Here is a 21,792-nt window from a genome sequence, read left to right as displayed (position 1 = left end):
AATATTTAAGAGGTAAACATGGTGGCGATAAAACAAGACGAAATTAAAGTAGTTGTCGGAGCTGGAGTGTTTAATAATAATCCAGGTTGGATTCAAACGCAAGAAGATGAACTTAACTTACTAGATAAAGCTACGTGGGAAGGAAGATTTGAATACAACTCTATTTCAGCTATTTTAGCTGAGCATGTATGGGAACACCTTACTTTTGAAGAAGGTGTAAGAGCAGCTGAAATTTGTTATGAATTTTTAAAACCATTTGGTCATATTCGGTGCGGAGTCCCTGATGCATTCTTTCAGGATGAGGCATATCAAAATATAGTTCAAATAGGGGGACCCGGTCCGAAAGATCATCCAGCAGCAAGTCATAAAATCGTTCATAATTATATAACATTAACGAAAATGTTTGAAACTGCTGGATTCGAGGTAGTTTTACTTGAATATTGTGATGAAAATGGTCGGTTTTATTACAACGAATGGGATGCAAACGACGGTGTTATTTTCCGTTCGAAAAGGTATGATTCTAGAAATAAAGGCGATAAACTTGGTTTTCCATCGCTAATTGTCGATGCGATTAAGCGTTAATCATTCAACAAAACAGGAGTTAATCCTATGATTTCATAAGTCGCAAATGCGGCTTTTTTATTTGTACGCAAATCTATATTTAATTTTCAATATTATATAACTCGATTTAGAAAATATTTAAGTTTTTCTCAGCACCATTCACTTTAAATTAACACTTCGTTGACATAAATATTTATTTTATATTTATATTCGTGTAAAATGAGATGAGAACATATATTCTATATAAGGAGGCAATTAAAATGATAGCTGAAATTGGGAAACTAACTGGTGGATATATTGTAAAATTTGAACGCGAATTTCCATATACGGTAGAGGAAGTTTGGTCTGTATTAACAGAAAACAGTAAGCTGAAAAAATGGATGTCCAATTTACAGATTGAAAGCCTTAAAACTGGTGGAATAATAAAGTTCGACATGATGGACGGTTCATTCATAAATATTGATATTTTAGAGTGTCAACTAAACTCAGTACTTGAATTTACTTGGGATAAAGACCGTGTCCGATTTGAAATACATAAAGAGGAAAATGGTACTCTTTTATTCCTAAAAGAGTACATTCATGAATTAACAGATCATACACCGAGAGATATAGCTGGTTGGCATATTTGTTTAAATCTTTTTTCTTACGTTTTAGAAGGAGAAGAGAAAGAATTTTCTAAAGATGAATGGCAACAGTGGTTTGAAATATACAAGGATAAGATTCATGAAGTGAGAGGATAATTGCATAATAGGTAATATTTATTATGTAATTATTATATTGTAAAAATGCTTTTTTGAATAAATAAGAATAGAGGTTAATATGAAAGTAAATCAATTAATTGCTAATAACATAAATAAATTAGATGCAACTATACCGTTTAATAAATCGTTTGGAATTGCTGGTTTATCTGGATCGGGTAAAACAACTTTTTGCCAAACAATTGGTGAAGAATCAAAAAAACGATTAGTTTCTTTATTGCCAAAGGCTGAATATCAATATTTATTTCCTAACATTATGGAAACAAATTTTAGTGCCATTAAGATGGAAGAAATGCCATTAGTACTTTTTTTAGGGAAATCATCGATTTCGTCTAATCCACGTTCAACGATTGGTACACATACTGGTGTTTTTACAGAGGTTCGGGAAAAACTTGCTGAAGTATTTAATCTTTCTCCAGAGGTCTTTTCATTTAATAATCAATTAGGCTGGTGTACTGGTTGTAAAGGCCGTGGTACTACAAAAAATGTTGAGTGTAAAAAATGTAAGGGAAAACGTTATAGTGAAGAAATTGAAAAACATGAAATTGATTTGTTGGCCAAGCCACATTCAATTTCAAATATTAATGATTTAAGTGTTGAATCTATTCTTTCAATAGCAAAAGAATTAAATATTAGTGAAGAAAAACAGCATATACTGCAAAATATTATTAATATGAACATTGGTTATTTAACATTAAATCGAATTATGGGTACGTTGTCAGGTGGAGAGTTAACACGACTTTATTTGGCTGAATTCATGGCAGTAAGTGAAAATGCTGTAATTATTATTGATGAGATTTCAGTTGGACTTGATCATGAAACATTATTACAAATTTTAGAAGAGATTAAACGATTAGGGTGTAAAAATCAAATTTGGCTTATTGATCATTCAGATACGGTACTAGATACAATTGATGAGCAATTGTTCTTTGGACCTGGTAGCGGAAAATATGGCGGGAAAATTGTGAAAGAATCACCAAGACCAAAGTCAATACTGTGGGAGCGAAATAAAGAAATACCAACAGAATATTATACATTCTATGATTTATATTGCCGTAATATCCAAATGGCGGAGTTTCAAATTCCTAAAAACAGGCTTGTAACGGTTACAGGAGAATCGGGATGTGGGAAATCTACACTTGTCAACGAATGTCTAGCTACAGATTTTTTAAAACGATATCCAAAAGATAAATTAGTTATGGTAGGACAAGACCGAAATCAATCAATTACAAGTCGATCAACTGTAGCAACTTTCCTAGATATTAAAAAGAAACTCACAAAGTATAGTGAAGACATTGATGATATTTTTGAGCGCTCGATTGAGGATATTATTGATGAACTTCCAAATGAAGATATCGCTTATAAACGTTTGAGCCTACTAATTAAGTTAGGACTTGGCTATTTAACATTAGAGAGAAAAACACAAACATTATCGACAGGTGAGTTTCAATGTGTTCATTTAGTTTCGGAATTATTTGCAAACACTAGAAATCCACATACATTATTCATTTTTGATGAGCCTTCAAAAGGTTTATCACAAAATATTTTAAATCAATTTATCGATAGTATTAGAGGTATTCTGCAAGATGAATCAGTTTCTATCATTATGATTGAGCATAATCGTTACATGTTAGAAAGCTCTGATTATATAGTTGATTTTGGAAAAAGGCAGAATGAATCTGTAGAGCATTTGGATGTTGTTAATCATGAGGATTACTATCGTCAAAAGAGTAATGTGAATAGCACAGAGAAAATAAATATCTCTTCAATGCTTAAGCAGAAAAAAGGAGTTCACTATTTAGAAGAAAATCATATTAACTATTTTAAAAATGCCGAAAATGTTTATAAGGGCGGTATTTTAAAAAGTTTATCATCAATGGCTAGGTTAATTTATGGTGAATATGAATCTGATACAATCGCACCTGTTATTGCTATTGATCTTGAAAGACATTTATATAGTCAATATAGTTTCTTATATGAGATTGGTGGATTAATTAATCATATTGTAGCTGCTCATCCAATTAATAAAGATACGAGAAGTTTTGATTTCTATTCACAGGACAATCATTGTCCATCTTGTTCTGGACGTCTTCAAATTGAAGTTTTTGATAAAGATATTGCCATTCAAGATAAAAGTGTTCCATTTTGGGATGGGCTATTCGATCAAGAAATCATGAAGGTATTAAAATTTTATCAGCATGAAAAAATAGAATTTCTATTCGAAGAAATAAAAAATGAGCTTGGTCACGATTTGTCAAAGAGCTATAATGATATGTCAGAAGAAGAAAAGCATACGTTTTGGTATGGATATTTTGAAAAATCATTTTATGATAAAAAAGGAAAGACACGTAGAACATGGGTAGGGTTTAATACAATTATTGGTGGATATATTGTTATTTCAAAAGCACCTATTAAAGAAGAAATTAAGAGTTCAAAAAAAATGATGAAATGTCCAATTTGTGAGGGGACGGTTTTAAATCATCATAAACCACTTAAATTTGGTAACGTAGATATTCGTGAAATAATCAATCAGCCTATTAATAAAGTATTGAAAACAGTTGGTGATTTACCGGCACTTGTTAAATTGAAGTCTATTGTTGGTGGCGATATGGTATTGACGGAAGATATTTCTTTATTGCCAAGAAAAGCACAAGTTGCACTGAAGATGTTTGAATTAGAACAAGCAAGCTTTTCAAACTATGAAATGGTGTTACAAAATGTCTTACCATTCTGGGGCGAAATAAAAGGAAATATCGAATCCATTAGTGTTAATAATCAAGTAACTGTTTGTGATTTCCCTAATGTTTATGAAACGAGAGAAACCATTATAGATAAGTATTTCACAAATGGTAAATATAAAAAACTTACGTATGTATACGAAGCATTTGGATACAAAAAATTAGTTACCCAAATTAATAAAATTAAAAAAAGTAATCCATGTCCATTTTGTAAAGGTAAGAAAGTGATAACCGAAGATAATCTACATGATGGTGTCTTTAAACTAACAATTCCATGTGTAACTTGTAATGCAAGTGGTATTAATGACGAAGGGTTAAAAGAAGTTGTCGAGGGCGTGGATGTACAAACGTGGTTAACTGGAAAAGCAAGTGATGTTGTGAATGAAAGCTTATTAACAGAAGCTGTTGGAAAAATACCAATTTTTAATCGCATACGTGAGTTGGATAAACGAGATATGATGGCGGTTTATGAATGTTTAGAGAAAAATAACTGATGATGGATTGTCAATTGTAGTAGTTATAAAATAGGAATATAGGTTTTTAATTATGTAAATATAACATGTTAAATTATCGTTTAAATCGTCAAAAAAACGATTGACCCTCACACAATGTTATTGTTTAAGATAAAGTTGAGCTTCAAAGCAGATGTAACTTATAGGAGGAAATCATGTTTAAAATAGGGGATTTTTCAAAACTATCTTCCATTAGTATACGAATGTTGAGACACTACGATAAAGTGGAATTACTACAACCAGTAAAAGTCGATGAGCAGAGTGGATATCGATTTTATTCAGCAGACCAATTAAAAAAAGTAAATCAAATTCAAACGTTAAAAGCTATGGGGTTTAATATTGCTACCATCAAAGAAATAATAGAATGCGATAATATAGATACCATAAAAGAGCAATTTTTTAATCGTAGTGCTCAAATTAAAGAAGACATGAATAACCTCCAAAAACAATTACGTCTCCTCGAAGACTCAATGAAAACGATGAGAGAGGATGTTGTTGAGATGAATTATCATGTTTCAATAAAAGAAATTCCAGAAAGAACTGTAGCTAGTGTTAGAAAGATTATTCCATCGTATAATTGCGAAGGTGATTTATGGAGTGTATTAATGCAAGAAATTCAAATGAAAAATATTAGTATTGCCCAACCGAGTTATAGTATTGCGGTTTTCCATGATCGTGAATACAAAGAAAATGATGTGGATATAGAAATACAGCTAAGTATTCTTGGTAAGCACGAAAATACAAAAGACGTTACATTTAAAAATATGGAATCGACTAATGTAGCTTCTATAACAGTTAATGGAAGTTATGAACAGATGACAGCTGTAAATGAGGCTGCGGCAAAATGGATTGAGACAGAGGGTTACAAATTAGCAGGCCCGATGTTTAATATTTATCATGTGAGCCCAGCGATGGAATCCGATCCTAATAAGTGGGTTACAGAAGTTTGTTATCCAGTTAAATGAAGATAAAGAAAAAAGGCATTATTTATATGCCTTTTTTCTTTATAAACTTATCCATAAATATCAAGATAAATTACTTCTTGATTTGATTCGTCAACTACTAGCACGATTGAATTTGCAAATGTACAAAATGAGCGGATTATAATGGATTCCTTTAATGAATCTTCTAAAAACCAACCTGTTGGTAATAAAGAAATGCAACCATCTTTTTGGAAATTTCAGCAATGTTTACATTAGCAACAAAATCCACCGGAATAAGGGGCTTTTCTCTTAAATAATTTAATGGTATGTGTACCCTCCATCAGGAAATAATACATTACCCGTAGTAAAACTATTTTGCATTAAATATAGGACAGTATGTGCAATTTCATCATTATATCCAGCTCGTTGTACAAGTGAAAGAGATTTATAAGCTTCATAAGCAACTAGTCTATGTTCATTTTGTTCATTTTCTCTTTGTATTGTTCCAGGAGAAACAACATTAACTCTTAAAGGAGCTAATTCAACAGCTAAAGCTTTCCCTAAACTTTCAATAGCACCATTGCAAGCGCCATAAGCAGGTGCGCCTTTAAGTGGTCTTTGACTAAATGCACCGGACATTAACACGATTGATCCAGATTTTGAAAGAAAAGGAATTGCATATTTTACGGCATAATATTGAGGCCAAAACTTTCCGATGAAGCTACTTTCAGCAATTTCCTCTGTAGAGGTAATCGGTCCAAGTGTGTAAGAGGCTCCCGGTGTGAATAAATGATCAAAGTTCCCAACTATCTTGAAAAAATTTTGTAATTGCTCTTTATTTTGATTATCCAATATATAAGTTTGAAGATGATTGTTATTTATTACTTCTCGAGCAACTTTTAATTTTTCTTCCGAGCGTCCGGCAATAATAACATGTGCGCCTTGTTTAATTGCTTGTGTTGCTGTTGTTAATCCAATACCAGAACTCCCGCCAATGATAACAATACGGCTATTTTTTAATGTAGTAATAGACATATTTTAGCCACTCCTTTAATAAAAAATTTAGAATATAACTAACTGTGCTATGCTTTTATTATTCGCTAAAAGGGAGCAAGTGAAAAGTACGCACTTTATATGTACATAGTCGCAAATTTCGTACTAATTGCTATTTATGCGGATAAGTGATACGAAAAATTTCTAAATACGGTTTATCCCGCATTAACGGGCAGTAAAACTCTCACCTCAAAGTTAGGAAAATGCAAGGAAGTTAGGTAAGAGATCAACTGCCCGTAAAAGCCCGATTGGTTCAACTAATAATCAGTGTGGGATGAACAAAACCCCCACTGATTAAAGTTTCACTTTATGATATCTGAGGAGAGGTGAGAAAAATGGATTTACAAGAACCGAAGTTAAAAGGGGTAATAGCAACATTACAAATAATCGGTGGGAAATGGAAGCCACTCATTTTGTTTATTTTGCTAACAGATGGAACGAAACGTTTTGGTGAATTAAAGAGATTAATACCAGATATATCTCAAGGGACGTTAGCAAAGCAATTACGTGAATTAGAGCAAGATCAACTAATAAAACGCGAAATTTATCAAGAAATACCACCTAAAGTAGAATATAGCTTAACTGAGCATGGAAAAACAGTCAGTACTGTTTTGAATAGTATGTGTAGTTGGGGAAGAGGACATTTAGAACATATAGTTAAAGATAAACTATAAAATTGTTATGTAAACTTAATGTAGTACGAAGTGAAATGTTGTTTTAATAATTTGCATTTTATAATATATAATTAAGGAGTGTCGTAGGTTATTATACATATTTAATTTATTTTTACAAAGGGGAAGTAATAAGATGAACGAATTAGAGTATAAAAGCTTCTATGATAAAGTAGGAAGATTAAATGGATGGGATTTTAGTAAAATAAAATGTGAAACTGTAGGAGATACATGGGACTTTTATAGTGAGGTAAAAGAAAGGTGTAAACCATCACATATTTTACTTGATGTTGGTACAGGGGGAGGAGAAAATGTACTTAACATAGCATCATCAGCTAAATTGTTGATTGGAATTGATAATTCTAACGGCATGATTGCAACGGCACATTCTAACTTGAAAAAATCAGGTGTACAAAATGTTGAGTTTCTTCAAATGGGTTCTGAAGCTTTAACATTTCCACATGCACATTTTGATATTGCTTCAAGTTGTCATGCACCATTTGCAGCGACTGAATTATCAAAAGTAATGAAAAAGGGTCTTTTTTCTTAACGCAACAAGTTAGCGAACATGATAAATTAAACCTAAAAGAGACATTTGGGAGAGGACAATGCTTAGGTGAAAGAGATGGAACTTTAAAAGAAAAGTATATGGGTGAACTTATAAATGCAGGATTTGAACTCGTGCAAGTACGTGAATATGATGTTACTGATTATTACAGTACGCCTGAAGATCTTATTTTCTTATTAAAACATACACCTATTATTCCTAGATTTGGAGAAGAGGAAGAGGATTTTACTATTTTACAAAAGTTCATTGAAACAAATAGTTCTGAAAAAGGGATTCGTACGAATTCAAAAAGATTTATGATTATCGCTGTTAAATTATAATATATTTTAGTGTAAAAGCTGCTTTTCGTTTAAGGAAAGGCAGCTTTTTTATATGGAAATAATGCAGGGGAAACTTAAAAAAAATAAAAATAAGTAAAGTGTTAATCAAAAAAATGAAATATGGAGCATAATTGTTTTGAAACATTACTGTACTAGCAATGAAAGAAGCTAACATATTCATACTAAAGTTGTAGTTTCTATATAAAAAATCCATTCTTCCGTTTGATTTTATCTATTTATAAGTGTAATACAATACGAATAGATAATAAGAAATGAGGAGGAATGTAAAGTGATTACACATATATCAGATATAAAACTACAAACGGTTTCCATAGAAGGGGTAAAACAAGTTTATAAGGACATATTATCTCTTCCAATAAAAAAAGAAACAGCATCCTTCATTCAATTTGAAGTAACCCCTTATACAACAATTAGTTTTCAAGAAGTGTATGAACCAATTGCACCTGCACATTTTGCTTTTGAAATCCCATATTCAAAATTTCATGAAACAGCAAGATGGCTTGAGGAGTCTGGATTACTCATTGCGAAATGGAAAGATGGTCATATAATTGATGAAGAGGATGGTCGATTCAATTTATACTTTAAAGACGGAGATGGAAATCTACTCGAAATTATCGCGCATAGTTATGTTAAAGAAGATGTATTAGTACCGCAGTCACCTTTAAACATTTTATATGTAAGGGAAATTGGTCTTCCTGTTAAAAGTGTACCTATTTTTAGGGAATGGCTGAAATCAAATCTAAATATGAAAACGATAGAAGACGGGGATATTTTTAACTTTGTAGTTGGTGGCACTGCTTATGTCGTCGCAACTTGGTGGCAGCGACCTTGGATTCCAATCGCCATGAAAGCTTTATCACCGAAAGTACACGTTTCTTTCGGAACACCAGACGTCGCATTTTTACAGCGAATCCAAAATAACTTTAAGAAAAATGGTGTATCATTTGAATGGAAATGTAATGAAGTATCATTTATTGAGCAAGGATATACATTTTCAATTGTGCATACATCAGAGTTTCATTCTGATATTCCTAAACAATTAAACTTACCGCTTTCTATTTAAGGATGGAAAGCGGTAAGTTTTTTGTATATTTGTGAAGAAGGTTTTAGCTAGGATTATAGTGAATTTAAAGAGAGGTATAAGGTGTTATTTTAATTTATGTTAAGGGGAGAAATGAAGTGGTTTTAGGTAATCCAATTGCAAAAGGAAAACAGCAGAAATTTATTTAACTGATGATAAGGTTGTAAAATTATTTAAAGATTACCTCCCAGATACAGAGTCTATGAATGAAGCAAACAAACAAAAATATGCTTATTCATGCGGGCTGCCAGTTCCAAACGTATTTGAAGTGACAAAGATACACGATAGACAGGCAATTATTATGGAATATGTAAAAGGGGAGAACATTGGTGATCTCCTGCTTAATAATTTGAATGAGGCAGAGCGTTATATCGGCCTTTGTGTTAATGAGGAAAAGGTTAGAGCGTCAAATTAAATCTGTACATAAATTGGATGAAAGCAAAAAGAAGAATATATTACAAAAATTAGATTCTATTACATTTGATTTTAGGCTATGTCATGGAGATTTCCATCCATTTAATTTGATTTTGAGTAAGGAAGAGAAAGTGAAAGTTATAGACTGGGTAGATGCAAGTTCAGGTGATATTCGCGCAGATGTATTTCGAACATACTTGTTGTACTCACAATCTTCGGTAGAATTAGCTGAGATGTATTTACGTATATATTGCAGTCGTACCGGCTTATCAAGAGATGAAGTTTTTCAATGGGCTCCTATTATTATTGCAGCTAGATTTTCTGAAAAAGTATCACCGCAAAATGAAGTGTATTTGAAAAGATTATTGAATCAGTATTTATAAGTCATAAAAAAGGCTGTCAGCAAATTAATAAATGCTGTTGTTTAACCAAAGTTTCCTTGTAGTTAAACAACAGCATTCTTAAATATTGATAGAGGTATTCTTATTTTCGATCTTCATCCTATAAAGGTTCATAATCCGTACTTGTTCCTCCGTTAATTCTTCTTTAACCCAATACATATGCATTAAGCTATATTCAAAAATCTCCTTTAATTTAATAAATAATGGAAACTTGTCTATCATCTCTTTTGGTAGTTCATTTTCCTCTTGGTAGCCTTCAAATAGTGCTTCTGTAATAGAATGTTCATAGTCAACGATATTCCCATTTCCAGCAAATGAATATTCTATCGCACTATAAATAGGCACTGCTAAATCGAATAGGTAAAAATGTTTTTCACAGTCTTGAAAATCAATCATTGTTAAGTTTGAATTGTTTTCAACTAATATATTTTCTAACCATAAATCACCGTGAATTAAGCCGTAATTCGAAGTGGATTTTTGTAGCTTTTTTATAGAAGTTAAAACGTCAGATGCAATTTCTCTTATAGTAGTTTCTTCTTTAGGGATATACTTAAGAAAATTATACTCTTCATTTTCATACCAATCATTTATATGTTTTACTGGTTTAATCTTTTCAAAGTTTTTAGATATACGATGTAATTTTCCAATTTGTTTACCAAGCTTTTTAAACATTTTAGAATTCCATTCGCACCTTGGTAATTGTATACCAGGCGCAGCTTTATATAATGCAGCAAATAGTTCTTTGCCTAATGTTAATTTCTCTACTAAATTCCCATTAAGAGAATGTATGATTGGAGGAACTGCTAAACCATTTTCATATAAAAAGTTCGTATATGAAACTTCTTCTAACTGTTCTTCATATGTTTTGTAGTTTGTAATTCTAATGAAGTATGTATCTAGTTCTGTAAGACATTGATACATTTCATTCGTTATAGGTTTAATGTTAATAAAATTTAATGGATATCGTTCATTTATGAATTGAAGTATTTCTTTTTCTAGCTCGTTCATTGTAACGTCCTTTCCAAACTTTTATTTTTTACTAGAGAACTAAAAGATTCTTAATATACAACATTCGTGTTTTATGTTTGATTTCCTTTAAAATGAAGTAATGAACGGCTCAGGTTATAAAACACAAGAAGTATCAAAAGAAAGAAACGAACCTCTTATATACTTATAAATAAGAAATGAATGAACATATACAGCAGATAATTGATTGGAGTGAGAGCAATTTAAAAGAAGAATTTTCATTAAATAAATTATCCCGTTATATGGGCTATTCTCCTTATTATTGTTCCTTTAATTTTCACCAAGTAACAGGCATTAGTATTAGGCGCTATATTCTTTTGAGGAAATTGTATTTATCTAAGGAGGGTCTGACGAATGATAAAAAGATAATAGATATCGCATTGGATTATGATTATCCTTCGCAAGAGGCTTATAGTAGAGCTTTTAAGAATGTTTTTGGAATGAATCCAAGAGAATACCAACGAACAACATGCCTATTCAATCATTTGTTAAACTTAATATAAATAAAGAAGGGGAGTTCAAAATGAATATTTCTAGAAAATTAGAGGTTGAACAGTTACGTAATAAGAATAGTGAGCTATTTGATAAAGATGTACTTAACATATTGAATGGTCAAATGATGTATGAAGAATTTAAAACGGAGGAGCTAATGGGTGAGTCTGATTATGCCTCATTTAACGAGGCCATGTGTGTAAATAGCGCTACTGCACAAGTTTTTGATGAAGAGTTTATTAAAATAAGAGCAGAAGGTCATAACAGTTCAGTCGAAAATTATGCAAAAAAAGTTATAGATCCGTTAGAAAATCTATTTGCGAAAAAGTATAAATGTATTGTTTTATGGTTCGGTGAAGATATGTTTTGCCAAATGAATCTACTTACTTTACTTTCATACCTTGAGCAGTCGTGCTATGAAGGGAAAGTATACTTAAATAGTTTCAGGGAGGATGAATTTAAAGTAAATCAAATTGAACTTGAATTGGGGGATTATTCTACTATATACAATGAAGTATTAGTAAACCATAAAAAGACTTATCATAAAGTACCACCTGTAATGTATCAAGCTATAGATTTATATTTAGAAATGCTAAAAGAAGATAATATCGTAATGAAATTCATCTCTAAAAATAAAGGTTTATCAAATCAAGAATTATTAACAAAGTTGTTTTATCTTTTTCCAACAATCGGATATGGTGATACTCAGTACATAGAACTGATTAATAAAATGAAGAAGAAAACTACACCTAAAATATAGGTGTAGTTTTCTTCTTATAATTGCTCAAGTAATTCTAATTCTTTTTCTACAAATAGCATTAGTTCTTTAATGGTTTCACCAGAGAAATCAAAACGAATACCGGCTGCATCATATACTTCTTTTATAGATTGCGAGCTTCCTAGTGATAATGCCTTTTTATAATTTTCTAGCGCTTGCTTAGGATCCTCTTTATATTGTTTATACATTTGTAATGCCCCAAGTTGGGCAATCGCGTATTCAATATAATAAAATGGTACTTCAAAAATATGGAGTACAGGTAACCAACTCGTTGCTATCCAGTTTTCGTAGCCATCAATATGTATGACGCTAGATTGATAATGTTTTTGAAGTTGTAAGTATTTTTCATTTCTTTCTTCAGAAGTATGAATTGGATTTTCATACAGCCAGTGTTGAAATTGATCTACAATAAGCATAATAGGTAAATATGAAATAACATCTTTAAAGAAGTTAATTTTTGCTTGTTTTAAATCTTTTTTGTCTGTATAGAAGGTATCCCAATAATTAAGCGAGAATAACTCCATTGTCATACTGGCTAGTTCAGCTGTTTCAGCTGGAATTTCTATATACTGTCGTAATTTTAATGGTTTTATGAGTTCGTTATGAATACTATGACCCATTTCATGTATAAAAGTGATAATATCATCTTGTGTATAATTTAAGTTCATAAAAATATAAGATAATTGTGAAGCTGGTAAGTACTCACAAAAGCCACCAGCTGCTTTTCCTTTGCGGCTTGTTAAATCAAGACAATTGTGTTTATACATTCGGTTTAATAGTGCTGAAAATTCAACATCTAGTTTATTAAAGATATGAGTGCTCTTTTCAATTAAATCATTTTCATTTGCAATAGGTTTAAGTACTTTTTGATCTGGAGTTACAGCTGATACATCCCACGGGCGAAGCGTATCAACTTGCAGTTTTTCTTTTTTCTCTAGCATTATTTTATCTTTAAGAGGCACAACATATTTACGTATGGATTCGGCTAGTTCATAGCAATCTTTCGCTGAATAATCAAAACGCTCGTATTTTTTGAACATATAATCGCGATAATTCTCTAGTTGAATATTTTTTGCTTTTTGATGGCGAATTTCAATTAATTGATTTAATATGTTTTGGAGTTCTTTTTCAACAGATAAAAATTGTTCAGAAATAATAGTTTTTGCCTTTTTACGGATGTCACGATTCGAATCTTGTAAATAGGATTGTAATTCTGTTATCGTTTTTTCTTCTCCGTCCCAAATTCCACTTAATCCTCCAGTGATTTCAAAGTACTCTGTGACTAATTTGTCTTCCTGTATTTCTAATTCGATATTTTCCTCACAAAATAACTTTTGAGCATTTTTTATTTTTGCATCTAACAAACCATATACGTTAGAATCTAATTCCATTCGAAAAGGTGACTCTAAATATTTATTATCCAATAAATTTTGGTACCGCTTTAAAAGTGGCTTTACAAATTGTTGATCATGTTCAAAAGTATCCTTTATTCCTTCATCATCCGTATTACATTGAAAGGCGATGTAATGTGATCTTAATTGTTCTTCGATTTCCCAAATTACTTTTGACTGCTCTTTTAACCAATTTTCAAGGTCTAGTTTTGAAGAAATCATCTTATTTAATAAAGTCGAAAGAGTTTTTTCCAATTGTAGTACATTACTAATATCAATCGTATTTACACGTTGCATTATATATCCCTCACTTTTTATTTATTCATAGAGATATTCTATTTATTAATTGTAATTCCCTTGTTAAGTGGGGAAAATGTGAAATAATGTTAAATTTAATAATTATAGAAGGTATTTATATGTCAAAGTAAAAAGTTTATCGTAAATGAAAATGTGTGGAGGGGTGCTACATGAGAAAGGGAACAAAGGTACTTGTATTTTTAATTCCATTTGCTTTATTATGTGCCTGTGAGAATGAGATTGAAGATGCTAAAAGTGAAGATTCTATAGTGATGGATATTGCTACAGTAGCGGTAAAGGAGGAATCTTGTTTTAGTGCTGCTATAAGAGATGAAAAAGCAAGAATAGTAGATTTAGAGATTGCTGATAGCGAAAATCCTAACGAAATAAAAAAAGAAATTAATAAAAGATTGCAAATTCAAGGTATTATGTCCTATAAAGTAAATATATCTCAAAGAAACAAGGAGATTGTAAATGCAGAACATAGATGGGGGTTAGTTTTTGGACAGATATTTGATGACGTATTCAGGAAGAATGGATATGAAGGGTTTGGGATTCAGCAAATAAATTATAAAAAGAATCAACCTGTTACCATTGATATAAAAACTAAGATTAGCGATGATGAAGTAGGGGCGAGAGAACTTGGACAGAAAATAGAAAAAGAAGTTGAAGGGGTACTTAAAACAGAAGCAGTAAAGAAATGGATTGAAAATGATTCATACGCTATTGGGATTTACGATATAGATGATCGGAAAATTAACTAATTGAGGAATGAATGCTATATGAATGAAAAATCGATATAATTAAATATAAAATTACTGAAGGAGGTGTAAGATGTATAAGTATTTACATATTTTAAACGACATAGAAAATATGATTCAAAATGGAGAAATAAGAGAAGGAAAGAAATTACCGTCTATACGGTCACTCGTTACGCAATATGAATGTAATAAGGCAACAGTTATACGTGCTCTTCATGAATTAGAAAAGCGTCACATTATATATTCTGTCCCTCAAAGTGGATACTACGTTGTTAAAAAATCAGAGAGTACTATAGAAAATAACGAGATAATTGATTTTGCCTCCTCAGCACCAGATCCAGATGTTTTTCCGTATTTAGATTTTCAACATTGTATTAATAAGGCTATTGATACGTATAAAAATGATTTGTTTGTATATGGAACGCCGAAAGGCTTACCATCTTTAATACCAGTTATTCAAAAACAACTAGCAAATTATCAAGTCTTTACAAAAGAAGAAAATATTTTTATAACATCAGGTGTTCAGCAGGCACTTGCTATATTAACTTCTATACCATTTCCGAATGGAAATGAAACTGTATTAATTGAACAGCCAACATATCATCTATATATTGATTATCTAGAAATAAATAAAGTTCCTGTAATCGGTATTAAACGTACGAATGAAGGTATCGATTTGAATGAATTGGAGCAAATATTTCAAACTGGAAAAATAAAATTCTTTTATACGATACCGAGATATCATCATCCGCTTGGAACGTCTTATTCTAAAGATGAGAAAGAAAAAATCGCACTATTGGCTAAGAAATACAATGTATTTATAGTGGAAGATGATTATTTAGCAGATTTAGAAACTGATTCAAAAGCAGATCCGTTATATAGCTTGGATAATTGTAGTCATGTCATATATTTGAAAAGTTATTCTAAGATTATTTTTCCTGGTTTACGGGTTGGAGTTGCAGTCATCCCACCATCCATTGCAAATGCGTTCTATACATACAAAAAGATACTAGATATTGATAGTCCGATGATTTCTCAAGCGGCTTTAGAAATTTATATAAAGAGCGGTATGTTTGAACGTCATAAAAGTAAAATTAATTCTTCCTACTATAATAGATCAATAAAACTAGCAGAAACATTAGAAAAAGTGCAAAATGAAGATCCATCATTATTTACATATAATAGACAAAACACATTTGGAATACACACTTGTTTAGAAATGCAGAAAAACATAGTTACAGAAACACTTATACAAAAATTAGGTGACAGGCAAATAAGTGTCGATACTATTGATAAGAATTATATGAGGAATTTTCCTAAAGAAAAACTGTTAAAGTTAAATGTTTCGAATGTAAAAGAAGATAAGATTGAAGAAGGTATTCGTAAAGTAATTGAGGAAATCAAGCAATTAAGACAGTTTAATTTTCAGTTTAGAAAAGAATAATTTGAATTAGGAGGTTCGTTGTGAGGCGCAAAATCATTCTCTTGTTTGTATGTAGCGCTATAGTGGCAGGTGCAATTGTTGTGATTACATATTATAAAAAAGAGGATTAATGCATAGCAGTTGCAAAGTATTCAAGAGGTATTATCGTAGATTAAAATAACGAACCTATAACTAATGTGAAAATTTATGAAGATTCAATTGAAAGTAAGATGCGTAGTATTTCAAATGCACAAGGTGAATTTGAAATACCACATGGAGTTTGTGGTGAAATTGCATTAAAATTAGTTACTCAGAATGGGGAAGTCTATACGAGAAAATATGATAAGAATCATGTGTAAGAAGAAAACTAAAGGTGAATAAAATGAAACCATTACAGAGAAAAGTAGCAGTTGTGGACGGAGCAACTATATATGTAACTGAATAACTATATGTTTTTTAAGAGCGCTCTTAGAAAAGAGTGCTCTTTTTCATTAATGTAAATATTTACTTAGCATCTTTTTAAAATGATTTTTATCATAATTTACATATTGCGTAGCTGTATTTCGTATTGGATCTCCGGCATAAAATCTTTCATACAATTCGTGTCTAGATCCTAATGGACTTCCAATGATATCCCAGGCTAACTTAAATAATTTTGTGCGTTGTTCGGCATCTATATTCGTTCCTTTAAAGTGCTTTTTCAATAAATTAGCTATCGGACTTTGGAAGTCATTCGAGCTCGAAGGAAGTTGAATGAACCCACCTGCTCCAATTAATTGTAAAATTTCTATTGCACGGGGATAATATTTGGAACCAAGATTCCTTGCAGTTTCGATATATTTAAAATTCGGCAAATAAGTTTTCGTTTCATTTGTAGTACCTTCAACTTCTGCAGCAATTAAAAGTGCGCGAATTGTTTCGATTTGCATAATTAATTCCCCAAGCTTCTCTTGAATATGCAAATAAGTAGTAGCACCGATCGCTTCAGCAATTTCACAAGCAATTGCAGTTATAAATTCTAGCTTTACTACTAATCGTACAATTGCTTGGTGATAAGCTAAACTACTAGAAGCTACATCTGACTTTATTGCCCATAACGCTTCAGGGTTGTTATATAGTAAGACTCGTTCCCATGGTACAAATACATTATCAAAGATTAATAGTGCATCCATTTCATCGTACTGTGAGCTAAGAGGGGAATCAACTGTAATTGAATGTGTATTCGCAAATGGTTCTCTACAAACCATATGTAATCCAGGGGAATTGGCTGCCACGATGAGAAAGTGAGCTAAATCTTTTTGAGTATCAGTCAGTTTTGCTAATGGATAGATTAATAAATCATTTGAATAAGGAGAAGCAGTACCAATCATTTTAGCACCACTTAAATAAATTCCATCAGAAGTTTTTTTCGTAACTCTTAGTAATCCTAAGTCGTTTGTATTCAACATTGATTCTGTAGATCGATTTATTTGTGGATCACGTTGAACTACGCTTAAGAATAAGTGATTATCTCTTGCTTCTTCATAATAAGATGTAATTTTATCTGGAAACTGTGCATCGAATTTTTTATAAAAATATTTTGATACGTACCAGCCAGTAAGTCTCGATCTTGCGTAATCAGATAGTCTACTCATTACACCGTCTGTAGCATAACTCCACGTTTCAAAAGCGGTTCTCCTCATTAATAATTCGTTATAGGAATTCGGAACTAAAAAGGCTGTATGAACAAATTCTTTCGTTTTTGGACTAACATATCCAACAGAATCTCTTCGTATTGGATCATCAAACAATGTAAATAAATTAGAAATGGTACTTAATGTTCCTGCAAAATGTTTGTCTGTAGTTACATCTACTTTTTGACCATAGAGCCAAACGTTACGACCATCTTGTAAGCTCTTTATATAGTAATCTTTCAAATTTTGCATATTTCCTCCTTCTAAAGACTATTCATATATTTGGACATCTTTTAATGGTGGGGAATATACGTGGAAAGTTATTACTGCTGAATCTGTAGCATTATACATTTTATGCACAGTATCTTTTTTTACTGTGAAAATATTTCCCTCTGTAAACTCTTCAATCCGCTCGCTATTATTTTCGTACGTTATATTTTGTAACGTACCATTGACTATTAGTATACATCCTACAGATATTCCATGATTGTGCACAAGGGTCTTTGCTTTGCTGGGGAAATTTAATACTAAAATCTCTACAAATTCAGATTGATAGATAATGTTCCTTCCGTATTCAAGGTTAACTGGTGAAGTAATAAAAGGAGCTATTTTATGAAGTGAAATATTTAATGATTGAATAGTGTGTATTAAATTGAACGTATCGTAGTTACATAGGTTATTAAATGCCTTTCTTATGTTATGAATCAATTGCATGTACAACTTCCTCCTAAGCATTTGCAGTGAAAGAAAGTAATCTCCTATTATATCGTGTGTAGTCGATTACATAACATTGTATTGAATAAATTCAAAAAGGTGACTGGTTTTAATTGGGTAATATTTGCTCTAGACTACATGGAAATTAATTCCTTTTTTATGGTATGCTTGAACTATAGCCCGCTTTCTATTGGAAAGGTGATGAAATAAATGGCAGTTCTTTTAGTGGATAATCTATATCAAATGTCTATTGTTTTACTGATCTTATGTTCATTTTGTTTTTATAGATATTTAAAGAAAATAAAAAGGGAAAGAAAGCTTACAGGTTTTGAAATTACGATGTATATCGTGACGCAACTTGCGTATTTCATTTGGGCGGCAACGACTTTTCTTAAAATGTTATCAGAATAGTAATCTTAAAGTATTAGACGCTGAACAGAAAGGTACAGGAGCATTAAAGGTATAAACGTGGGCAAGGGTAATTTATCATCTATTAGGTAAATAAATTTAGTCGAAATCTAGATGGATAACAATATTACTTATAACATCTTTATAAAAAGAGAGGATATAAATGGAACAATATAAGTTAATTGTAAAAGGGCCTAAACAACTTGAGTGGGAAACAAATGAAATTAAGGACATACAGGACGATGAAATTATCGTTAAAACAATCGCAGGAGCGATAAGCATTGGGGCCGAGTTACCACAGTATAATGGATCCGATATTACGGAAACGAATCCTTCTTATCCAAGAAAAACTGGATATGAAAGTTATGGTGAAGTAATTCAAGTTGGTAATCAAGTAACACATGTAAACGTAGGTGATAAAGTAGTTTCTTTTTATGGACATGAAACGATAGGGATAGTTAAGGTACATAAAGTAATTCGAGTGCCTAGTTCTATACAACCTAAAGTTGCTTTATTATCCATTCTTTCATGTGATGCTGCTAAAGGAGTATTGAAACTAAACCCGCGACATGATGAAAAAGTACTTATAACTGGAATGGGAGTTATTGGTTTGTTCGCTTGTTATTTCTTAAAATACTATGTAGGCATTGAGCACGTGGATGTTGTTGAGCCTAATAAAAATAGAAGAGATTTTGCAAAGAAGTTTGGTCCGAAAAACATATATGATTCAGAAGAGAAAATAATAGAAACATATAATTATGGTTTCGAATGTTCTGCTACAAATAGTGGGTTCCATACTTTGCAAAAAGCTCTTAAAACTAATGGTAAAATATGTATACTATCTGATGGTAATATAGAAGAACTAACATTAACTGCTAACTTTTATCAGAAAGAATTGCAAATCATTGGATCAAGTGATGGATACGATTATCAAAAGCATGCAGATTGGTTTTTTGAAGAAATAGGAAAAACACCATTTATAGAAGAGATCTTTCAACATGAAATACATTATACTTCACTCATACAATGCTTTGATGAATTGAGTTTAGGGATAATTAAACCATTAAAAGTATATGTTTCATATGAATAACGAAAAAAATGAGCAAATATTTGTCACATACCTTACAAATGTTTCGTCACATTTATGATTACTAAATGAGGAGGAACATATATGAAAATATTTGTAGCAGGTGCAACGGGTGTAATAGGACGTTCTTTATTGCCAATGTTAATAAAAAATGGGCATACAGTTTTTGCGATGATCCGTAATACTTCGCAAGTAGAAGCAATGAAAAAGGTTGGTGCCATACCAGTAATAGCTGATGTATTTAATAGAAAGGCTGTATTTTCTGTATTAGAAGAAACAAATCCCGATGTAGTTATTCATCAATTAACGTCATTATCTTCATGGGATTTTGAGGATAATGCAAAAATTAGAACAAAAGGCACTCGTAACCTTGTCGATGCAGCTAAAAATGTAGGGGTACAGAAAATAATCGCTCAAAGTATTTCATGGGCGTATGAACCAGGGGATACATTTGCGACTGAAAAAGATTCACTACATATTACTGCTTCCATGCCTCGACAAGTCACTGTTAATGGCATATTGAAATTAGAAGAAGCTGTTACTGAGTTACCTGAATCGGTAATACTTCGTTATGGCATATTATACGGACCAGGAACATGGTATGCGGAAAACGGATTAATAGCAAATCAAGTTCGTAATAATGAGATTATTGCATCAGATGGGATAATCTCGTTTATACATGTCGAAGATGCTGCAAGAGCTACTATGCTAGCCCTTAATTGGCCTTCAGGAATCGTAAATATTGTAGATAATTATCCAGCAACTAGTAAAGAATGGTTACCAATATATGCAGCAGCGATAGGGGCACCTAAGCCTAAAGTTCAAGATGGGAAAGATAGTTGGGAAAGAGAAGCTTCCAATAATAAGGCGCGTAAAGAGTATGGTTGGATACCTTTATTTCCATCATGGTCTGAAGGGTTTAACAACTTAATAGGTAAGTAAAACACAACTTTAATGGGAATGATAGTAAAATACACCATTAAAGGATTGGGTTATTATGAATATAATTTTGGAAAGTATTATATTAACTTTTACTGGAATAATTGTTTTGAAAATGACAGGTAGTGCATCTGTCAGCCAAATGACAAGAGCTGAAATCATTATAGTTGTATCAATCGGCCGTATTATTGTGGAACCTGTATTAAGTAGAAAAGTAGTCCCATCTATATTTGCGGCTATCATATTTGCAAGCATACTACTTATCATTCATTTCTTTGAATTGAAATCAAGGAAGGTGGAACAATTTCTAAATGGAAGTAGCATTATAATTGTTGAAAACGGAGAGATTGTAAAAGAGAATTTGATGCAGGCAAAAATGTCGGAGCAACAACTATATATGCAATTAAGAGAAAAAGGAATCCATGATGTAAAGAGTTTACAGCAAGTTACAGCGGAACCGAATGGTCGTATTGGTTATCAATTAATAAAAGAAGCACAACCAATAACTTTAGAAATGTTAGAAAAAGTATTAGATCGGTACAATATAAAAAGATAATTTCTCGTGAGAAAAAGCCAATACTATAACGGAAGTATTGGCTTTTTTATTTTTCTACAAATGTAAGGATTAATAAAATAGGGTGGATTTTAAACCAATCATTATAATAGATATAGGCTTATAATTGTGCTATATTCAATGGACTTATAGTGAATGTGGTAAAAAATTAATTTGGCATAGGTAGACGCAGCGTTAAAATTTATAAGTTTTTAATGTGATACTAAAA

Annotated in this window: 19 protein-coding genes and 3 pseudogenes; 17 read left to right on the top strand and 5 right to left on the bottom strand. The window is 31.6% G+C overall.

Annotation, left to right across the window (positions count from 1 at the left end):
• Nucleotides 1–18 precede the first annotated feature (18 nt).
• The 4 genes from MKY38_RS09520 (at nt 19) to MKY38_RS09505 (ending at nt 5,534) form a co-directional block, all read left to right on the top strand.
• Entirely contained in the window at nt 19–582 is a 564-nt protein-coding gene (locus tag MKY38_RS09520) for a class I SAM-dependent methyltransferase (protein WP_137049918.1), read from the top strand.
• Between the two features lie 239 nt (nt 583–821).
• Complete coding sequence (locus MKY38_RS09515) at nt 822–1,301, top strand: SRPBCC family protein (RefSeq protein ID WP_016512802.1); 480 nt, start codon at nt 822–824, stop codon at nt 1,299–1,301.
• A gap of 79 nt (nt 1,302–1,380) precedes the next feature.
• Nucleotides 1,381–4,551 carry an ATP-binding cassette domain-containing protein gene (locus MKY38_RS09510; RefSeq protein ID WP_341048815.1) on the top strand — a complete coding sequence of 1,057 codons (3,171 nt, stop codon included), beginning with the start codon at nt 1,381–1,383 and terminating at the stop codon, nt 4,549–4,551.
• A 173-nt stretch (nt 4,552–4,724) separates the two neighbouring features.
• On the top strand, nt 4,725–5,534 hold the full coding sequence (locus MKY38_RS09505) for a MerR family transcriptional regulator (protein WP_137049919.1): 810 nt from the start codon (nt 4,725–4,727) through the stop codon (nt 5,532–5,534).
• A gap of 276 nt (nt 5,535–5,810) precedes the next feature.
• Here MKY38_RS09505 and MKY38_RS09500 read toward each other — a convergent pair whose 3' ends face one another.
• Complete coding sequence (locus MKY38_RS09500) at nt 5,811–6,527, bottom strand: SDR family oxidoreductase (protein ID WP_044306957.1); 717 nt, start codon at nt 6,525–6,527, stop codon at nt 5,811–5,813.
• A gap of 353 nt (nt 6,528–6,880) precedes the next feature.
• Here MKY38_RS09500 and MKY38_RS09495 point away from each other — a divergent pair, with 353 nt between their 5' ends.
• The 4 genes and pseudogenes from MKY38_RS09495 (at nt 6,881) to MKY38_RS09480 (ending at nt 10,003) form a co-directional block, all read left to right on the top strand.
• Nucleotides 6,881–7,219 carry a winged helix-turn-helix transcriptional regulator gene (locus tag MKY38_RS09495; protein ID WP_000365530.1) on the top strand — a complete coding sequence of 113 codons (339 nt, stop codon included), beginning with the start codon at nt 6,881–6,883 and terminating at the stop codon, nt 7,217–7,219.
• Nucleotides 7,220–7,352: 133 nt separating this feature from the next.
• Nucleotides 7,353–8,104: pseudogene (locus MKY38_RS09490) on the top strand (class I SAM-dependent methyltransferase).
• A gap of 289 nt (nt 8,105–8,393) precedes the next feature.
• Nucleotides 8,394–9,188, top strand: a complete 795-nt coding sequence (locus MKY38_RS09485) for a VOC family protein (protein WP_078439918.1) — start codon at nt 8,394–8,396, stop codon at nt 9,186–9,188.
• 116 nt (nt 9,189–9,304) lie between these two features.
• Nucleotides 9,305–10,003, top strand: a pseudogene (locus tag MKY38_RS09480) (phosphotransferase family protein).
• Nucleotides 10,004–10,081: 78 nt separating this feature from the next.
• On the opposite strand, the gene MKY38_RS09475 reads toward MKY38_RS09480, so the two are convergent.
• The gene (locus MKY38_RS09475) at nt 10,082–11,029 is read right to left on the bottom strand and encodes a phosphotransferase enzyme family protein (protein ID WP_078439917.1); all 948 of its coding nucleotides are present in this window, start codon (nt 11,027–11,029) and stop codon (nt 10,082–10,084) included.
• Between the two features lie 176 nt (nt 11,030–11,205).
• Between MKY38_RS09475 and MKY38_RS09470 the strand changes: the two genes are divergently transcribed.
• Nucleotides 11,206–11,550, top strand: coding sequence for a helix-turn-helix transcriptional regulator (locus tag MKY38_RS09470; protein ID WP_251199662.1), 345 nt, complete (start codon nt 11,206–11,208; stop codon nt 11,548–11,550).
• Nucleotides 11,551–11,570: 20 nt separating this feature from the next.
• Complete coding sequence (locus tag MKY38_RS09465) at nt 11,571–12,299, top strand: hypothetical protein (RefSeq protein WP_033689750.1); 729 nt, start codon at nt 11,571–11,573, stop codon at nt 12,297–12,299.
• A 14-nt stretch (nt 12,300–12,313) separates the two neighbouring features.
• On the opposite strand, the gene MKY38_RS09460 is transcribed toward MKY38_RS09465, so the two are convergent.
• Entirely contained in the window at nt 12,314–14,005 is a 1,692-nt protein-coding gene (locus MKY38_RS09460) for a M3 family oligoendopeptidase (RefSeq protein ID WP_001190038.1), read from the bottom strand.
• 170 nt (nt 14,006–14,175) lie between these two features.
• On the opposite strand from MKY38_RS09460, the gene MKY38_RS09455 reads away from it, so the two are divergent.
• From MKY38_RS09455 to MKY38_RS09445, 3 genes and pseudogenes are all read left to right on the top strand, one after another.
• The gene (locus MKY38_RS09455; protein ID WP_341048812.1) at nt 14,176–14,769 is read left to right on the top strand and encodes a DUF4030 domain-containing protein; all 594 of its coding nucleotides are present in this window, start codon (nt 14,176–14,178) and stop codon (nt 14,767–14,769) included.
• Nucleotides 14,770–14,839: 70 nt separating this feature from the next.
• Nucleotides 14,840–16,210, top strand: coding sequence for an aminotransferase-like domain-containing protein (locus MKY38_RS09450; RefSeq protein ID WP_341048810.1), 1,371 nt, complete (start codon nt 14,840–14,842; stop codon nt 16,208–16,210).
• Between the two features lie 113 nt (nt 16,211–16,323).
• Nucleotides 16,324–16,548 (top strand): annotated as a pseudogene (locus MKY38_RS09445) (hypothetical protein).
• A 132-nt stretch (nt 16,549–16,680) separates the two neighbouring features.
• Here MKY38_RS09445 and MKY38_RS09440 read toward each other — a convergent pair.
• Nucleotides 16,681–18,114, bottom strand: coding sequence for a 4-hydroxyphenylacetate 3-hydroxylase family protein (locus MKY38_RS09440; RefSeq protein WP_044307270.1), 1,434 nt, complete (start codon nt 18,112–18,114; stop codon nt 16,681–16,683).
• 18 nt (nt 18,115–18,132) lie between these two features.
• A complete protein-coding gene (locus tag MKY38_RS09435; protein WP_341048805.1) occupies nt 18,133–18,576 on the bottom strand; it encodes a cysteine dioxygenase in 444 nt (147 codons plus the stop codon).
• Between the two features lie 210 nt (nt 18,577–18,786).
• On the opposite strand from MKY38_RS09435, the gene MKY38_RS09430 reads away from it, so the two are divergent.
• From MKY38_RS09430 to MKY38_RS09415, 4 genes are all read left to right on the top strand, one after another.
• The gene (locus MKY38_RS09430; protein WP_000279689.1) at nt 18,787–18,987 is read left to right on the top strand and encodes a hypothetical protein; all 201 of its coding nucleotides are present in this window, start codon (nt 18,787–18,789) and stop codon (nt 18,985–18,987) included.
• A gap of 160 nt (nt 18,988–19,147) precedes the next feature.
• A complete protein-coding gene (locus tag MKY38_RS09425; protein WP_078439914.1) occupies nt 19,148–20,074 on the top strand; it encodes a zinc-binding dehydrogenase in 927 nt (308 codons plus the stop codon).
• Between the two features lie 81 nt (nt 20,075–20,155).
• Complete coding sequence (locus MKY38_RS09420; protein ID WP_341048802.1) at nt 20,156–21,013, top strand: NAD-dependent epimerase/dehydratase family protein; 858 nt, start codon at nt 20,156–20,158, stop codon at nt 21,011–21,013.
• Between the two features lie 55 nt (nt 21,014–21,068).
• Nucleotides 21,069–21,566, top strand: a complete 498-nt coding sequence (locus MKY38_RS09415) for a DUF421 domain-containing protein (RefSeq protein WP_001021411.1) — start codon at nt 21,069–21,071, stop codon at nt 21,564–21,566.
• Nucleotides 21,567–21,792 lie beyond the last annotated feature (226 nt).

It is taken from the genome of Bacillus sp. FSL R5-0585, from assembly GCF_038004545.1.
GTDB classification, from domain to species: Bacteria; Bacillota; Bacilli; order Bacillales; family Bacillaceae_G; genus Bacillus_A; species Bacillus_A cereus.
This window is presented reverse-complemented; position numbering and strand designations above follow the sequence as displayed.

Coding starts and splice junctions, on each gene's coding strand:
- MKY38_RS09430 (WP_000279689.1), top strand. CDS start 18,787: ATGGCAGTTCTTTTAGTGGATAATCTATATCAAATGTCTATTGTTTTA.
- MKY38_RS09510 (WP_341048815.1), top strand. CDS start 1,381: ATGAAAGTAAATCAATTAATTGCTAATAACATAAATAAATTAGATGCA.
- MKY38_RS09520 (WP_137049918.1), top strand. CDS start 19: ATGGTGGCGATAAAACAAGACGAAATTAAAGTAGTTGTCGGAGCTGGA.
- MKY38_RS09460 (WP_001190038.1), bottom strand. CDS start 14,005: ATGCAACGTGTAAATACGATTGATATTAGTAATGTACTACAATTGGAA.
- MKY38_RS09495 (WP_000365530.1), top strand. CDS start 6,881: ATGGATTTACAAGAACCGAAGTTAAAAGGGGTAATAGCAACATTACAA.
- MKY38_RS09470 (WP_251199662.1), top strand. CDS start 11,206: ATGAATGAACATATACAGCAGATAATTGATTGGAGTGAGAGCAATTTA.
- MKY38_RS09435 (WP_341048805.1), bottom strand. CDS start 18,576: ATGCAATTGATTCATAACATAAGAAAGGCATTTAATAACCTATGTAAC.
- MKY38_RS09415 (WP_001021411.1), top strand. CDS start 21,069: ATGAATATAATTTTGGAAAGTATTATATTAACTTTTACTGGAATAATT.
- MKY38_RS09475 (WP_078439917.1), bottom strand. CDS start 11,029: ATGAACGAGCTAGAAAAAGAAATACTTCAATTCATAAATGAACGATAT.
- MKY38_RS09465 (WP_033689750.1), top strand. CDS start 11,571: ATGAATATTTCTAGAAAATTAGAGGTTGAACAGTTACGTAATAAGAAT.
- MKY38_RS09515 (WP_016512802.1), top strand. CDS start 822: ATGATAGCTGAAATTGGGAAACTAACTGGTGGATATATTGTAAAATTT.
- MKY38_RS09425 (WP_078439914.1), top strand. CDS start 19,148: ATGGAACAATATAAGTTAATTGTAAAAGGGCCTAAACAACTTGAGTGG.
- MKY38_RS09455 (WP_341048812.1), top strand. CDS start 14,176: ATGAGAAAGGGAACAAAGGTACTTGTATTTTTAATTCCATTTGCTTTA.
- MKY38_RS09505 (WP_137049919.1), top strand. CDS start 4,725: ATGTTTAAAATAGGGGATTTTTCAAAACTATCTTCCATTAGTATACGA.
- MKY38_RS09420 (WP_341048802.1), top strand. CDS start 20,156: ATGAAAATATTTGTAGCAGGTGCAACGGGTGTAATAGGACGTTCTTTA.
- MKY38_RS09500 (WP_044306957.1), bottom strand. CDS start 6,527: ATGTCTATTACTACATTAAAAAATAGCCGTATTGTTATCATTGGCGGG.
- MKY38_RS09450 (WP_341048810.1), top strand. CDS start 14,840: ATGTATAAGTATTTACATATTTTAAACGACATAGAAAATATGATTCAA.
- MKY38_RS09440 (WP_044307270.1), bottom strand. CDS start 18,114: ATGCAAAATTTGAAAGATTACTATATAAAGAGCTTACAAGATGGTCGT.